Consider the following 15,153-nt stretch of genomic DNA (forward strand, 5'->3'; position numbering starts at 1 on the left):
CGCGAGGAGGAGCAGGGTGGGTGCGCGCGCGCCGCTGGAGGCGGACGATCCGGAACGGGTCGGGCGGTACCGGATCGTCGGCCGGCTCGGCCAGGGCGGCATGGGACGCGTCTACCTGGGGCTGTCGCCGGGCGGCCGGGCGGTCGCGGTGAAGGTCGTGCGGGACGAGCTCGCGGAGGACCCGGGCTTCCGCGGCCGGTTCGTCCGCGAGGTGAAGGCGGCGCGCCGGGTGACGGGGCTGTTCACGGCCGCCGTCGTGGACGCCGACCCGGACGGCGACCCGCCGTGGCTCGCGACCGAGTACGTGCCGGGGATGTCGCTGCGGGAGGCGGTGGCGGCGCACGGCCCCTGGCCGGAGCGGTCGGTGCGGGCGCTGGGCGCCGCGCTCGCCGAGGCCCTCGAAGCCGTGCACGTGGCCGGGGTGGTGCACCGCGACCTCAAGCCGTCGAACATCCTGCTGGCGGAGGACGGCCCCCGCCTCATCGACTTCGGGATCTCGCTCGCGTTCGAGGGCACCCGGCTGACGATGACGGGCGCGGCGCTCGGGACGCCCGGGTTCATGGCGCCCGAGCAGCTGCGGGGCGGCGACACGGGTCCCGCGGGCGACGTGTTCGCGCTCGGCGCCGTCCTGGCCCACGCCGCGACCGGGGACGGGCCGTTCGGCGGCGGGTCGGCGCACGCGCTGAACTACCGGGTGGTGCACGAGCCGCCGAACCTGGCGGCGCTGCCGTCGGACCTGGCGCACCTCGTGGCGCGCTGCCTCGCCAAGGACCCCGGCGCCCGCCCGGCGGTGTCCGAGCTGGTCGCCGAGCTGGCCGCGGACGGGCCGTCCGGCGGGTCCCTCGCGGAGGAGGGGTGGCTGCCCGGGCCGGTGACGGCCGAGCTCACCCGCGAGTACGCCCGCCCGTCCGTCGAGCCCGCGCCGACCGTCGTCGAGACCGCCGTCCTGCCGGACCCGCCGCCCGCCGGACGGCGCAGGTGGGCGCGGCGCCCGCTGCTCGCGGGCGCCGCCGTGGCGGCCGTCATCGCGGCCGTCGCGGCCGTGGTGCTCGTGTCCGGCGGGTCCGGCGCCGGGTCGTCCGGGGCGTCCGAGCCGTCCGAGCCGTCCGCCAGTCCCGATCCGCCGAAGCTGACGCAGCTGTGGTCGTACGAGAAGGCCCCGTCCGATCCGCCCGTCGTGGCGGACGGGACGGTGTACTTCGACAGGGACTCCGTCGTGTACGCCGTGGACGCCCGCACCGGCGGCCTCCGCTGGACGTTCGACCGGACGGGTATCCCGCTGGGCTTGACCGTCGTCGGCGGCCGGCTCTACTTCGAGAGCGGCCACAACGACGACGGTGGCCGCGTGTACGCGCTCGACGCCGGGACCGGCAGGCAGGTGTGGGAGCACCCGGTCGGCAGCACGGTGACCGAAGGGCCCATCGTCGCCGACGGCGCCGTGTACTTCGGCACGTCGGAGTTCGGCGAGGGGGGCAAGGGGGGCGTCCACGCGGTGGACGCGGCCACCGGGCGGAAGATGTGGAGCGCTCCGGCCGGGCTGATCGGCGGGCTGGCCGTCGCCGACGGCGTCGTCTACTTCGCCGAGGTCGGCAAGAAGGGGCGGGAGCACCGCATCCACGCGGTCGACGCCCGCACGGGCGAGGAGCGCTCGAACCTGCTGGACGGGAACGTCGACAACCGGCTGACGTCGCTGACCGCCGCGGACGGCGTCCTCTACGCCCTCAGCGATTACGGCGGTGTCCTCACGGCCCGGGATTCCGGCGGGCGGGTCCTCTGGCGGATCGAGACCGAGATCGAAAGGTTCGAGGACGTCGAGTTCCCGACCGTGCGCGGCGGCGTCCTCTACCTCGGCGGGAACGACTACAACGAGTACAACGGCACGGTGCTCGCCGTCGACGCGCGGACCGGCAAGGAGCTGTGGAGGGAAGAGACCGCCGACGCCCTTGCCGCGCCGCCCAGGCTCGCGGACGGCATCGTCTACGTGAGCACCAAGGAGGGCGACCTCCACCTGCTGGACGCCCGCGCGGGCGACTCGCGCGGGACGGTGCGGCTGGCCGACGGGTCGGACGCGTCCCCGGCCGTCGCCGGCGGGACCGTCTACTTCGACGGCGGCGACGGCCGCCTGCGCGCCGCGGAGATGGCCCGGTGACGCCCCCGGCCCCGGCGGCACGGGGGCACCGCCGGGGCCGGGTTCGTGGAGGTGCGGTCGCCGGACGTCCTGCGGGAGATCCTCGGCGAGCCGCTCCCGATCGTCATCGACAAGGTGCACGACCGGCTGACCCCGGACGACGCCGACATCCTCGCCCGCGCCCGGCTCGCGCTCCTCGCGACGTCCGACGCCGCCGGGGAGCTGGACGTCTCGCCGCGCGGCGGGGAGCCCGGGTTCGTCCGGGTGCTGGACGACCGGACGCTCGTCCTGCCGGAACGCGTGGGCAACCGGCGCGGCGACACGCTGCACAACATCCTCGCGCACCCGAACGTCGGGATGCTGTTCGTGATCCCGGGCGACACGCGGGTGCTGCGCGTCAACGGCCGCGCCCGGATCCTGCGGGACGCGCCGTTCTTCGCGGAGATGGCGGAGAAGGGGACCGCGCCGAAGCTGGCGGTCCTCGTCGAGGTCGACGAGGTCTACCTGCACTGCCCGGCGTCGCTGCGGCGCGCCGGGCTGACCGGCTGACCGGCTGACCGGCACGGCCCCCTCCTCCTGACGGGCGCTCAGGCGAGCAGCTCCGCCAGCTCGCGGGCGCGGGCGTGGCGGCGCAGGCTCGTCATGCCCTTCTTCTCGAGCTGGCGGATGCGCTCGCGCGTCACCCCGTAGTTCCGGCCGATCTCGTCGAGCGTGCGCGGCCCGTCGCCGTCCAGCCCGAACCGGAGCGTCAGCACGGCGGCCTCGCGCTCGGGCAGCGTCGTCAGCACCGAGTCCAGGTAGCCGCGCAGCAGGGACGACGCCACGGCGTCGGACGGGTCGGGCGCGTCGTCGGGGACGAGGTCGCCGAGTTCGCCGTCGCCGTCCTTGTCGGCCGGCGCGTGCAGCGACACCGGCTCCCGGGCGTCCCGCAGCACCCGCTCGACCTTCCCGGCGGGCAGGTCGAGCGCGGCGCCGATCTCCGCGGCGGTCGGCTCCCGGTCGAGGTCGGCGAGCAGGGCGCGCCGGGTGCGGGTGATCCGGTTCAGCAGCTCGACGACGTGGACGGGGAGCCGGACGGTCCGGCCCTGGTCGGCCAGCGCGCGGCCGATCGCCTGCTTGATCCACCAGGTCGCGTAGGTGGAGAACTTCAAGCCGCGCGTGTGGTCGAACTTGTCGACGGCCCGCATCATCCCGATGTTGCCCTCCTGGATCAGGTCGGCGAGCGGCAGCGCGCCGCCGGCCGCGTAACGCTTCGCGATCGACACGACCAGCCGCACGTTGGCCCGCACCATGTGGTCGCGGGCGCGCTCGCCGTCGGCGGCGGCCGCTTCGAGCGCCCGCCGCTCGGCGCCGTCCGGCGGGGCGTCGCCGTCGGCCAGGCGGCGCCGGGCGAGCCGTCCGGCCGCCATCCGCTCGCCGAGTTCGCGCTCCTGCCCGCCCGTGAGCAGCGGAGTGCGGCCGATGCCGTTCAGGTAGTCCCTCACCGCGTCCGTCATGCCGACCGCCTCTCTCCGTCGCCGGTGCCTTCCGACCTAAACTTAGAGCCGACCCAAAAAAAAGTCAAGCACAAATTTCGGTCGAACCCATGTATGGTGGGGGCATGAGCGAGCAGGCGATGGGCTTGAGAGAGCTGAAGAAGCGGCAGACCAGGGAGAACATCTCGAACCACGCGACCAGGCTCTTCCTGGAGCGCGGCTTCGACAACGTGACGATCGCGGAGGTGGCGGCCGCCGCGCAGGTCGCCAAGATGACCGTCACGAACTACTTCCCCCGCAAGGAAGACCTCGCCCTCGACATGCGGGACGCCTTCGTCCAGATGCTCGCGGAGACCGTCCGGGACCGCGGGCCGGGCGAGTCCGCGCTGGCCGCGCTGCGCCGCGCCTTCCTCGCCGCCGTCGCCGAGCGGAACCCCGTCGCCGGCTTCTCCGGCCCCGCGTTCGCCCGCATGATCACCGGCAGCCCGGCGCTCGTCGCCCGGCTGCGCGAGTTCCACGACGAGCGGGAGAAGGCCCTCGGCGACCTGCTCGCCGCCGAGACCGGGGCCGGACCCGACGACATCGCCCCGCGCGTCGCCGCCGCCCAGCTCGGCGCCGTCCACCGGCTGCTGTTCGAGGAGATCCTGCGCCGCACCCTCGACGGGGACGGCGACGACGCGGTCGCGGCGGCCGTCGGCCGCGACGCCCGCATCGCGTTCGACGCCCTCGAACCGTCGCTCGGCGGCTACGCCGTCCGTCCCGCGGACTAGCCGACTGGACGTCCCGTATGTCCTGTACGTCCGGTACGGGAACGGGTTCGGAGGGAGCGGCGAAGGCTCGGTGACGGTCGACCCTTCGAACGGGAGGCGCACATGACGAGACCGCTCACGAGACCGCTGCCGGGACCGGCGACGTGACCGCCGATGTGACGGCCGGCGCGGACCGCCGCGCCGGGGACCGCCGCGCCGGGGACCGCCGCGCCGGGGACGCCGAGCTCGTCGCCCGGTTCCGGCGGGACCCCGACGCGTTCACCGCCGTCTACGACCGGTACTTCCCCGAGGTGTACCGGTACGCGGTCGGACGCCTGGACGTGCAGACGGGCGAGGACATCGCCGCCGAGACCTTCTGCGTGGCCTTCGCGCAGCGCGACCGCTTCGACCCCGGCCGGGGCGGCCTGCGGCCGTGGCTGTTCGGCATCGCCACGAACCTGATGGCGCGGCACCGGCGCAAGGAGGCCCGCCACTACCGGGCGCTGATGCGGACGGACGCGGCCTCGTCCGTCGAGGGGCACGAGGCCCGCGTCGTGACGTCGCTGGCCGCGCGGCGCCTCCAGCCGCGGCTCCTCAAGGCGCTCACCGGACTGAACCAGGGCGAACGCGACGTCGTCCTGCTCATCGCCGTCGGCCAGCTCAGCCACGAGGAGGTGGCGCAGACGCTCGGCATCGCCGCCGGGACGGTCCGCTCCCGGCTCAGCCGAGCCCGCGCCAAGTTCCAGAAGACGATCGACCGGGAGGCATTCCATGGATGACGACCTGCGGCTCCTCGCGGCCGCGCTGGCCAAGCCGGAGCCTTCCGCCGACACCGTCGAGCGGCGGCGGCACCAGCTCCGGAACACGATGCGGGAGCCCGCGCGGGCGCCGCGGCGGCGCCGGTCGCGGCGGCCGCTCCTCGCGCTCGGCACGGCCGCGGCGACGGCCGCCGCGGCCGTCACCGTCATCGTCGCGTCCGACACGGGCCCGTCCGCCCCGCCGCCGTCCCGCAACGGCACGGCGGTCGCGGAGATGTCCGGCCCGCAGGTGCTGCTCGCCGCCGCGACCGTCGCCGAGGCGCAGCCCGCGACGTCCGGCACCTACTGGTACGTCAGGAGCGCGGGCCGGTCGGGCACCGCGAACGCCGGCACCTACGAGTCGTGGACCACGGCCGACGGCCGCAGGTGGTACCGCGCGGAGGGGAAGGCGGTCACCCGGCTCCCCGGGCGGCACCCCATCGCGCTGGAGCGCGCCGGTCTGGAACTGGCGGAGATCGAGCGGCTGCCCACCGACCCGGAGGAGCTGAAGAAGGCGCTGCTGGAGGGCGCGTCCGGCGTGCCCGCGGCGGAGAAGGGCGACATCACGCAGGAGACGCTCATGCTCATGCTGCTGTCCGACCTGCTCGTCGAACTGCCGGCGCCGCCCAAGGTCCGCGCCGCGGCCCTCCGCGCGCTCGCCGCACTGCCCCACGTCGAGAACAAGGGGAAGGCGCCCGGCGGGCAGAGCCTGCTGTTCGCCGGCGACGGCGGCGGGACGAAACTGCTGGTCGACCTCAAGAACGCCGCGGTGCAGACGGAAGGCTACGCCGACGTCAACGGGAAGCAGGAGTCCATGGGCGTGCGCACCACCACGGCCCGGTGGACCGACGAACCGCCCCGCTGACCCGGCGGCCCGGCGGCGGCCCGGCGGCGGCCCGGCGGCGGCCCGGCGGCGGCCCGGCGGCGGGCACGGCGAGATCCGCGGGACGGCCCTGGGAGTGCGCCGGGGCCGATAAGTTCGGTGGCATGTCCGTCCCGCGGCTCGCCGTCTCCGTCGACCTCGTCGTGCTCACCGTGCGGGCGCAGCGGCTCTGCGCGCTGATGTGGCGGCGCGACCGGGCGCCCTACGACGGCGCCTGGTCGCTGCCCGGCGGATTCATCCAGCTCGACGAGGACCTGCCCGTCGCCGCGTCCCGGCTGATGGCCGAGCGCGCCGGGCTCGCCGACGTCCGCATCCACCTGGAGCAGCTCGCCACCTACGGGTACCCCGACCGCGACCCGCGCCAGCGCGTCGTCAGCGTCGCCTACCTCGGCCTCGCCCCCGACCTGCCCGCCTCCAGCCGCGCCCAGGTCCTGTGGACGGCCGTGGACGACCTCCTGCACCACGACCGGGCCGCGTTCGACCACCGGCGCATCCTGTGCGACGGCATGGAGCGGGCGCGGGCGAAGCTGGAGTACACCTCGCTCGCCGCGGCGTTCTGCCCGCCCGAGTTCACCGTCGCCGAGCTGCGCCGCGTCTACGAGATCGTCTGGGGGACCGCCCTGGACCCCCGCAACTTCCACCGGAAGGTCACCGGCGCCGACCGGTTCCTCATCCCCACCGACAGGACGACCACCCGGGACGGCGGCCGCCCCGCCCGCCTGTACCGGCGCGGCGACGCCGAGCAGCTCCGCCCGCCGATGCTGCGGCCCCGCGGCTGAATAAGCTGGGGCGCATCACCCCTGCGCACCCTGGAGGACAACGGTGTCCGAGGCAACCACTCCTCGCTTCCGCTCCGTTCTCGACCGGTTCACGGCTTACAAGCCGGGCAAGGTCGTCACGTCACCCGACGGGCGCTCGTTCAAACTGTCGTCGAACGAGTCCCCGGAGGGGCCGCTCCCGTCCGTGCTGGACGCGATCGCGGACGCGGCGCGGAACGTCAACCGCTACCCCGACAACAACGCGACCGCCCTCACCGAGGCGATCGCCGGGTTCTGCGGCGTCCCCGCCGACCACGTCGCCGTGGGCTGCGGCTCCGTCGGCGTCTCGCAGATGCTCCTCGAAGCCGTCGCCGAGCCCGGCGCCGAGATCGTCTACGCGTGGCGGTCGTTCGAGGCGTACCCGCTGCTCGTCGCGCTGTCGGGCGCCACGTCCGTCCAGGTGCCGCTGAAGGACGAGACCCACGACCTCGCGGCGATGGCCGACGCCGTCACCGAGCGCACCCGGCTGATCTTCGTGTGCAACCCGAACAACCCGACCGGCACCGTCGTCCGGCGCGCCGAACTGGAGGCGTTCCTCGACCGGGTGCCCGCCGACTGCCTGGTCGTCCTCGACGAGGCGTACCGCGAGTACATCCGCGACGACGCGGTGCCCGACGGGCTCACGATGTACGGCGACCGGCCGAACCTGGCGGTCCTGCGGACGTTCTCGAAGGCGTACGGGCTCGCGGGCCTGCGCATCGGCTACCTCGTCGCGCACCCCGAGGTCGCCGCCGCGATCCGCAAGACGTTCCTGCCGTTCAGCGTCAACTCCGTCGCCCAGGCCGCCGGGATCGCGTCGCTGGACGCGACCGGCGAGCTGCTGGAGCGCGTCGAGGCGACGGTGAAGGAGCGCGACCGGGTCCGCGGCGCGCTCGTCGCCGACGGCTGGACCGTCCCGCCCACCGAGGCCAACTTCGTGTGGCTGCGGCTCGGCGAGCACACGATGGACTTCTCCGCGGCCTGCGACGCCCAGGGCGTCAGCGTCCGCCCGTTCGACGGGGAGGGCGCGCGCGTGTCGATCGGCTCGCCCGCGGAGAACGACGCGTTCCTCGCCGTCGCCAACGCCTACCCGCACCGCGTCTGACCCGTCCCCTGACGCCCGCAGGCCCCGGACGTGCGCGCGTTCGCGCGTCCGGGGCCGTGCGCTCGCGGGCGGCCCGCGACCGGGACGTCCGCGGTCAGGACGCCTTGGACGGGCCCAGCTTCTCCACGATCAGCCGGTACAGCTGCCGGGGGCGGCCGGGTTGCGGCGTGCGGTTGGGCGGCAGCGGCCACGCCAGCCCCTCCTCGACGAGGGTGCGCAGCAGCCGCCGCGCGGTGCGCGGGGTGACGCCGAGCATGCGGCCCGCGTTCTCCGCGTCGACGATCAGCGGCTGGTCCTGGTCGCCGAGCTTGTCGGCGAGCCGGGCCAGGATCTCCAGGCCCTTCGGTTTCGCCTGCGGCTGCGACCGCGGCGGCGTGCGCGGCGCGGGGACGAGCGCGCGGCCGTCCCGGTCCAGCGCGAACCCCTGCGACCGCTGCGAGCTCTGCGAGCGCGCCAGCGCCGCGCGGGCGTGGTTCTCCGCCTCGTGCGCGGTGCGGCCCATCCCGATGCCGACCTCGATCGCGAGGCCGAGCTCCTCCCGGACGCGCTCCACGAACGGCGGCGTGCGGAACCCCTCGGTCGTCGCGGTCACCGAACCGCGCGTCGCGATGACGAGGTAGCTGTGGTCGTCCAGCGGCCACACCGACGCGTTCATGCGGTGCGCCTCCTGCAGCAGGACGCGGTGCAGCGCCAGCTTCAGCTCGTCCCGCCAGTAGCGGGGCGTGACGCGGCGGGGCGTCTCGCGCAGCGTGGGGACGTCCACCAGGACGACGACGAGCTGCGACTCCTCCAGCCGGTGGTGCGCGCCGAGCAGCGCCGCCGTCTGCAGGGAACTGCGGATCGCCGCGCCCGTCGGGCGCACCCGGATCGTCGGGACGCCCGCCATCTCCATCCGCTCGGCCGTCGCGTGCACGCACGTCATCGCCACGGTCGTCGCGCCGCGCCGCCACAGCCGCTCGTGGAACGCCGCGAGCGTCCCCGGGCCGGCCGACTCCTCGCGCAGGTGCACCTGCTCGGTGCCGAGGCTGATCTCCGCGTACGCCTCCTCGACCTCCGCGCGGCCCAGCACGTCGATGCTGACCCGCGCCGGGTCGTAGCGCTCGTCGAGGGACGCCCGCAGCAGCGCGCCCTGGAGGGCGGCGCCGTTCAGCGGGACGTACGTCGCGGGCATCGTCAGAACGCCGGCCTTGCGGGCGAAGTCGTACGGGACGGGACTGGCGAACAGGCACACGTCCACCCCCGCCCCCAGCCGCACGACCTTGTCGGCCGCCTCCTGTTCGTCTCGGTACGCGGCGGCCACCAGCCGGCTCGGCACCGGCGTGGGGCCGTGGCCCATCAGCATGACCCGTTCGACCAGGTCATGGGGGCCCACAACCCCGATCGTGAGATCGGGCGTGACCGATCCCGTTCGTGCGGCCGTCATCGATGTTCGCTCGCTTCCGGTCCATCCTCTCGGCGGGGGGCCCGCCCCGGCCATGCGTTCGCGCACGTTCCGCCCAACGGTTGACTCATGTCCTCTTGCCCTGCTTCAGACTCGGCACCGCAGACCCCCGTGCGATTCGCTCCCTCGTTGCCCTCGTGGGCTGATCGGGTCGGGACGACGCCGTGTGACGTCCAGACGCGAAATCGAATCAAGAGTGCGGCGAAAAAGTAACCTACGCGACCCCCTAGTCAGTAATTTGTCACCATTCGGCCAGTCATGATCCTGCATCTTCGGGTGTCCGAAGTTCAAACACAAGACCCGAAATCACGGCGGGTCACCCGCTGTGACCCGGTCGCCCACTGAGGAGACCCCTCCGTCCGGCGATCGGTTTACGCGAGGGCCGAAATGCGGACGTCCCGACGCCGCGCCGCCCGGAAAGACGACGGATCCGGTTCGGCGCTCGCGGCGCTCACTGCCGGTGATTTTTTGCCGCGTTACGGTCGGTCCCATCCGGACCGTTCCAGCGCCTATTCCCCCAGCGAGGAGGCGTGTCGGACGGCCGAAACTCGCGACGGCGCGAAACACCGAGTGATCATCCGGTGACCGATTGCTGATCGCTTTCGGAGCTGTGCGTGACAACGCACGTCAGATGGCACGCCGAAGTTGGTCAGGAGGAACCCGAATGGCGGCACCAAACCGCCCAGTCGCATCGAGAAGTCCGGCGCGGACGGCCCGTTCCGTGCGGAGGTACGTCACGCGGGGGCCCGGCCGGGTGCCGAATCCGCGTGCGGCCGCGCGCCGCGCACGTCCGTCCGGTCCGAAACGCAGAGCACCCCCGCGCTCACCGCCGGTCGTGCGGGCGGTGACCACGGGGGTGTTCCGCTGAGCGGCCCGAAGTCGGGGCGGCCGGCCGGGCGGGCGCGGCCGGCGGGTCAGGAGACTTCGCGGACGATGTCGGCGCCGAGCTGCGACAGCCGCTCGGCGGTGTGCGCGTGGCCCCGGTCGAGGTAGTAGGCCGACGTGATCGTCGTCTCGCCCTCGGCGGCGAGGCCCGCCAGGACGAGCGCGCTGCCGCAGCGCAGGTCGTGCGCCTCGACCTCGGCGCCGCGCAGCGCGCGCGGCCCGTTGACCTTCGCGCGGTTGCCGTCGACGTCGATGTCGGCGCCCATCTTCCGCAGCTCGTCGGCCAGCTTGAAGCGGCCGTCGAAGATGCGCTCGTAGATGTAGGACGGGCCGTCCGCGAGGCACGAGACCGCCATGATCGGCGACTGGAGGTCGGTCGCGAAGCCCGGGTACTCGTCGGTGATGACGTTGATCGGCCGCAGCGTGCGCTCCCGCCGGACCTGGAGCACCGCGCCCTGCTGGTGGAACTCGACGCCCATCTGCTCCAGCTTGTCGGCGGCGACGCCGAGGTGCTCGAGGGTGGCGCCGACGAGGTTCAGGTCGCCGCCGGTGATCGCCGCGGCCATCACGAAGACGCCGGCGTCGATGCGGTCGGGCATCACGGTGTGCTCGACGGCGGTCAGCTCGTCGACGCCCTCGACGGTGATGAACCCGGTGCCGCCGCCGCTGATCTTGGCGCCCATCGCCTGGAGGATCGCGATGTTGTCCAGGACCTCGGGCTCCAGCGCCGCGTTCTTGATCAGCGTGGTGCCCTGCGCGAGCGCCGCCGCCATGATCAGGTTCTCGGTGCCGGTGTGCGACGGGGTGTCGCAGTACAGCGTGCCGCCGCGCAGGTCGCCGGCCTTGATGTGGATGACGCCGTCGCCGTCGTCGCCGACGTTCTCGGTGACGGTCGCGCCCATCCGCTTGAAGCCGTTGTAGTGGAAGTCGAGGTTGCGGGACCCGAGGTTGCAGCCGCCCACGCCCTCGATGACCGCCTCGCCGAGCCGGTGCAGCAGGGCGGGCACGAACAGGAACGAGCCGCGGAACCGGGACGCGATGTCGGCGGGCAGCACGGGGCTGCTGAGCGACGAGGCGTCGATGACGAGGGTGCGCTCGGTCTCGTGCAGCTCGGCGCGGGCGCCGACCGCGCGGGCCAGCTCGACGGCGCGGCGGACGTCCTCGATGATCGGCACGTTGCGCAGCACGGTCCGCCCCTTGGCGGCCATGAGCGAGGCGCCGATCATCGGCAGGACGGCGTTCTTCGCGCCCTGGATGAAAACGGTGCCGTGCAGCTGCCGGCCGCCGCGCACACGGTAACGAACCTCGTGGCCCATGCTCATGCCGCGATACTCCTTTGGATGCGGGAAAACCTGCCGGATCGTGTGGGACCGCCTGGGCCGTGCGCGCCGAACGGCGTCCCCCTTGCGTCTGCCGCGACGCGTCCCCAGTAAACCACCGTGCCGAGGGTGCGGCGCCCGGAGCGACGTCCACGGAGCGGTTCGCTCGTTGAGATGTCCATCGAACGGAAAAAGTTCGCTTGCCCAACCGGACGGTGCAACCGCCACTATGGTGATCAATATGGACGAATCGCCAGGGTGGGACGCGATCGACGCCGCGCTGCGCAACGTGTACGGGGATGTCGCGCCCAAGCGTTGGGGAACCGTCCACCCGTGGGCGCTCGGCGGACCCGACCCGCTCGACGGCATCAGCGCCTACCCGCGCACCGACCCCGTACCGCACTGGCATTTCGTCTCGTACGGCATGAGCGAGCTGTACGAGAAGAGTTCGTCGGACCCGGACGAGTCGGGCTGGGGATTCGAGTTCACGTTCCGCGTGGCCAGGGATCCCGCGGACGAGATGCCCCCGGTCTGGGCGGCGAGCATGCTGCAAAATCTCGGTCGGTACGTGTTCAAAACCGGCAACTGGTTCGAGCCGGGGCACAAGATGAACGTTAACGGGCCGCTCCAGGCCAGTCGGCAGGAGTCCGACATCCGGGCGGTCACCTTCGTCGTGGACCCCGAACTGGGCGACATCGACACCCCGCACGGGTCGCTCCGGTTCCTGCAGGTCGTCGGACTGGCGAGCGAGGAGTACAGGGCCGCGGGCCGGTGGAACGTCGACTCGCTGATGCAGGTCCTCGCACCGCACCTGCCGCTGTTCGTCACCGACCTCGACCGCCGGTCCCTGCTCGACGTCCCCGAGGTCGCCCGCGCCGTCCAGGAAGGCATCGAACGCGACGGATCCAGCGCCGGCATGCAGTTCGTGTCCACCGCCCACTGGGAGCGGGGACCCGACGGCACCACGATCAAACTCGGCGCCCTGCAGGCCCCCGGGCTCGCCGGCGCGCTGCGCGGGCGGCTCCCCTTCGGCCGCGACCTGGTCCTGAAGAGCGACGACACGTTCCTGCTCTTCGAGCCCGCCGACGCGTTCGAAATCGAGGAACCCGGCACGGGCAGCCTCGTCCTGCGCGTCCCGCCCGGCGCCCTGGACGACCTCCTCGCCACCCTGGAGCCCACGGCGGGCCGCAGGCCCGTCCCGTCCCTCCCGGGCCTCACCGTCGAGATCGTCCCGACCGCGATGAAGGACGCGTACGGCAACGAGACGGGCGAAGTGGTCGGCTGACCCGCGCTCAGCGGCTCTCGACGATCTCCACGGGGTCGCCGACCGCCAGCGTGCCCACGGTGCGCGGGACGCAGTTCTGGCCGAACAGCAGCCCGCCGTCCCCGGACCGGTAGGCGGCGAGCGTCCGCAGCGGCTCACGGCCCCGCTCGCCGGTCTCCTGGTCGGTCGTGGTGATCACGCAGCGGGTGCACGGCTTGATCGCCTCGATCAGCGTCCCGCCGATCCGCAGCAGCCGCGCGCCGTCCTCGCCGAACGCCCCGAGCCCCTCGACCACGAGGCTCGGCCGGAACCGGTTCATCGGCAGCGGCTCGGCCAGCCGCCCGTTCAGGTCGTCCAGCGACTCCTTCGAGATCAGCAGCAGCGGGTACCCGTCCGCGTACTGCACGACCCCGCCGCCGCGGCTCGTCTCCCGCCGGCCCGCGAACCGGACGAGCCGGCACTCGCGCCCGAGCAGGTCCGCGAACCACGCGGCGGCCTCGTCGCCCTGGTCGACCCCCCGGCACTCCTTCCAGTGGACGAGCACGTCGCGCGGCTCGCCGTCCCCGGTCACCGCCTTGTGGACGAGCGGCGCCGCGCCCGGCGCCGTCACCGTGAGGACCTCCCCGTCGAACGACGGCCGCATCAGCGCCATCGCCCCCGAGTCGCGCTGCGTGAGCGACCGGCCCTCCGCATTGACGAGCATGAACTCCCGGTCGTACCGCAGGCCCGTCGGCAGCAGCTCGGCGGTGCGCAGCGCGGTGCCGCCGCCGCTCTTGACGGGGTAGACGTTGAGTTCGGTGAGCGTGGCCGGCACGGCTCCTCCGGTCGTTTCGGTCGGGTCAGGTGAGGTCGGCGAGCCGGTCGAACACGGGGCCGAGCCGCTCGACGAACCGCTCGGGACGGCACACCTCGTCCAGCCGTCCCTCGTCCAGGGACAGCCCGGCCTCCGCCGCGTGCCGGCGCAGCGTCTCGCGGAACGGCACCCCGGTCTCCCAGGTCTCCATGGCGGCCTTCTGCACCAGCGGGTACGCCTCGTCGTCGCGCGACATCCCCGCCTCGACCAGCTCCAGCAGGACCGTCGACGTGTAGATCAGCCCGCCCGTCGACTCGAGGTTCTCCTGCATCCGAGCCTCATCCACCACCAGGCCCGACATGAGGCGGTTCGTCAGGTTCAGCATGTAGTCCAGCGCGACGGACGCGTCCGGCAGCGCGATCCGCTCGGTCGACGAGTGCGAGATGTCCCGCTCGTGCCACAGCGGGATGCCCTCCAGCACGGGCACGATCTGCGCCCGCACGATCCGCGCCATCCCCGCGAGCCGCTCCGAGATGATCGGGTTCTTCTTGTGCGGCATCGCCGACGAGCCCTTCTGGCCCTTGCCGAACGGCTCCCACAGCTCCCGCACCTCGGTGCGCTGCCCGTGCCGCACCTCCAGCGCGATCGCCTCGCACACCGTCGCCATGATCGCGAGCGCCGACACCCACTCGCTGATGCCGTCCCGCATGACGACCTGCGTCGACACGTCCGCGCACCGGAGCCCGAGCTCCCGCGCCACGTGCGCCTCGATCGCGGGGTCGATGTTGGAGTACGTCCCGACCGCCCCGGAGATCGCCATCACGCCCACCGACTCGCGCGCCCGGCGCAGCCGGTCGCGGGACCGCGCCATCGCGAACGCGAAGTCCGCGACCCGGTGGCCCCAGACGTCCGGCTCCCCGTGGATCCCGTGCGTCCGGCCCACCCGCAGCGTCCCCTTGTGGGCCAGCGCGTGGTCCCGCAGCGTCGCGACCAGCGCGTCCGCCTTCGCCAGCAGGATGTCGGTCGCCTCGACGAGCTGCAGCGCGAGCGCCGTGTCCAGCAGGTCGGACGACGTCATGCCGAAGTGCACGTACCGCGCGGCCTCGCGCGGCTCGGTGTTGTCCGCCCACGCCGACAGGAACGCGATCACGTCGTGCTGCGTGACCGCCTCGATCTCGTGCACGGCCTCCGGCGTCGGCGGCGGCGCCTTGCGCACCGGCTCCACCACCTCCGGCGGGACCGTGCCGGCCGCGGCGTGGGCCTCGACGACGAGGACCTCCACCTTGCACCACAGCTCGTACTTGTGCGCGTCGCTCCAGACGCGCCCCATCTCCGGAAGGGTGTACCGCTCAATCACGCGACGATTGTCCCAGGTCCAGGAACACGATGACGCGGCGGCCTGAAGTTCGCTCGTGCTCGGGCGCGTTCGGTCCCGGGCCTGCGCGGGGGCCTTGGTGCGGGTGCGGGGCCGGGACCGAACGCGCCCGAGCACGAGCGAACTTCAGGCCGCCGCGTCA

General features: G+C 73.4%; 13 protein-coding genes. 8 read left to right on the top strand and 5 right to left on the bottom strand.

The genetic code is table 11. From position 1 onward, the window contains the following. Window positions 1–16: 16 nt before the first annotated feature. Both DMH08_RS18455 and DMH08_RS18460 read left to right on the top strand, forming a co-directional pair. Window positions 17–2,149 (top strand): protein kinase domain-containing protein, encoded by a 2,133-nt coding sequence (locus DMH08_RS18455; RefSeq protein ID WP_125616271.1) that lies wholly within the window; start codon window positions 17–19, stop codon window positions 2,147–2,149. A gap of 45 nt (window positions 2,150–2,194) precedes the next feature. Further along, window positions 2,195–2,677, top strand: coding sequence for an MSMEG_1061 family FMN-dependent PPOX-type flavoprotein (locus DMH08_RS18460; protein WP_125616274.1), 483 nt, complete (start codon window positions 2,195–2,197; stop codon window positions 2,675–2,677). Between the two features lie 38 nt (window positions 2,678–2,715). Here the strand turns inward: DMH08_RS18460 and DMH08_RS18465 are convergent, their stop codons facing one another. Further along, window positions 2,716–3,624: a sigma-70 family RNA polymerase sigma factor gene (locus DMH08_RS18465; RefSeq protein ID WP_125616277.1), complete on the bottom strand. Its 909-nt coding sequence runs from the start codon at window positions 3,622–3,624 to the stop codon at window positions 2,716–2,718. Window positions 3,625–3,728: 104 nt separating this feature from the next. Here DMH08_RS18465 and DMH08_RS18470 point away from each other — a divergent pair, with 104 nt between their 5' ends. The 5 genes from DMH08_RS18470 to hisC all read left to right on the top strand — a co-directional run bounded on the left by DMH08_RS18470 (window position 3,729) and on the right by hisC (window position 7,934). Continuing rightward, on the top strand, window positions 3,729–4,373 hold the full coding sequence (locus DMH08_RS18470) for a TetR/AcrR family transcriptional regulator (protein ID WP_125616280.1): 645 nt from the start codon (window positions 3,729–3,731) through the stop codon (window positions 4,371–4,373). Between the two features lie 143 nt (window positions 4,374–4,516). Then, window positions 4,517–5,131, top strand: a complete 615-nt coding sequence (locus tag DMH08_RS18475) for an RNA polymerase sigma factor (RefSeq protein WP_233617670.1) — start codon at window positions 4,517–4,519, stop codon at window positions 5,129–5,131. Continuing rightward, window positions 5,124–6,014 (top strand): CU044_5270 family protein, encoded by an 891-nt coding sequence (locus DMH08_RS18480; RefSeq protein ID WP_125616283.1) that lies wholly within the window; start codon window positions 5,124–5,126, stop codon window positions 6,012–6,014. Before DMH08_RS18475 ends, DMH08_RS18480 begins: the two co-directional genes overlap by 8 nt. A gap of 122 nt (window positions 6,015–6,136) precedes the next feature. Next, window positions 6,137–6,811, top strand: coding sequence for an NUDIX hydrolase (locus tag DMH08_RS18485; RefSeq protein ID WP_026405089.1), 675 nt, complete (start codon window positions 6,137–6,139; stop codon window positions 6,809–6,811). Between the two features lie 43 nt (window positions 6,812–6,854). After that, window positions 6,855–7,934 (top strand): histidinol-phosphate transaminase, encoded by a 1,080-nt coding sequence (gene hisC, locus DMH08_RS18490; RefSeq protein ID WP_026405090.1) that lies wholly within the window; start codon window positions 6,855–6,857, stop codon window positions 7,932–7,934. A 94-nt stretch (window positions 7,935–8,028) separates the two neighbouring features. Here hisC and DMH08_RS18495 read toward each other — a convergent pair whose 3' ends face one another. Both DMH08_RS18495 and murA read right to left on the bottom strand, forming a co-directional pair. Beyond that, window positions 8,029–9,291: a transcriptional regulator gene (locus DMH08_RS18495; protein WP_026405091.1), complete on the bottom strand. Its 1,263-nt coding sequence runs from the start codon at window positions 9,289–9,291 to the stop codon at window positions 8,029–8,031. 998 nt (window positions 9,292–10,289) lie between these two features. Further along, window positions 10,290–11,576, bottom strand: coding sequence for a UDP-N-acetylglucosamine 1-carboxyvinyltransferase (gene murA, locus DMH08_RS18500; protein ID WP_125616301.1), 1,287 nt, complete (start codon window positions 11,574–11,576; stop codon window positions 10,290–10,292). Between the two features lie 244 nt (window positions 11,577–11,820). Between murA and DMH08_RS18505 the strand changes: the two genes are divergently transcribed. Continuing rightward, window positions 11,821–12,864 (top strand): suppressor of fused domain protein, encoded by a 1,044-nt coding sequence (locus tag DMH08_RS18505; RefSeq protein WP_158642346.1) that lies wholly within the window; start codon window positions 11,821–11,823, stop codon window positions 12,862–12,864. Between the two features lie 7 nt (window positions 12,865–12,871). Here the strand turns inward: DMH08_RS18505 and DMH08_RS18510 are convergent, their stop codons facing one another. Together DMH08_RS18510 and purB are read right to left on the bottom strand one after the other, a co-directional pair. Next, window positions 12,872–13,657 (bottom strand): MOSC domain-containing protein, encoded by a 786-nt coding sequence (locus tag DMH08_RS18510; RefSeq protein ID WP_125616289.1) that lies wholly within the window; start codon window positions 13,655–13,657, stop codon window positions 12,872–12,874. Window positions 13,658–13,682: 25 nt separating this feature from the next. Then, window positions 13,683–14,993: an adenylosuccinate lyase gene (gene purB, locus DMH08_RS18515; protein ID WP_125616293.1), complete on the bottom strand. Its 1,311-nt coding sequence runs from the start codon at window positions 14,991–14,993 to the stop codon at window positions 13,683–13,685. Window positions 14,994–15,153 lie beyond the last annotated feature (160 nt).

The sequence above is a fragment of the Actinomadura sp. WAC 06369 genome (genome assembly GCF_003947565.1).
GTDB lineage: Bacteria > Actinomycetota > Actinomycetes > Streptosporangiales > Streptosporangiaceae > Spirillospora > Spirillospora rifamycini.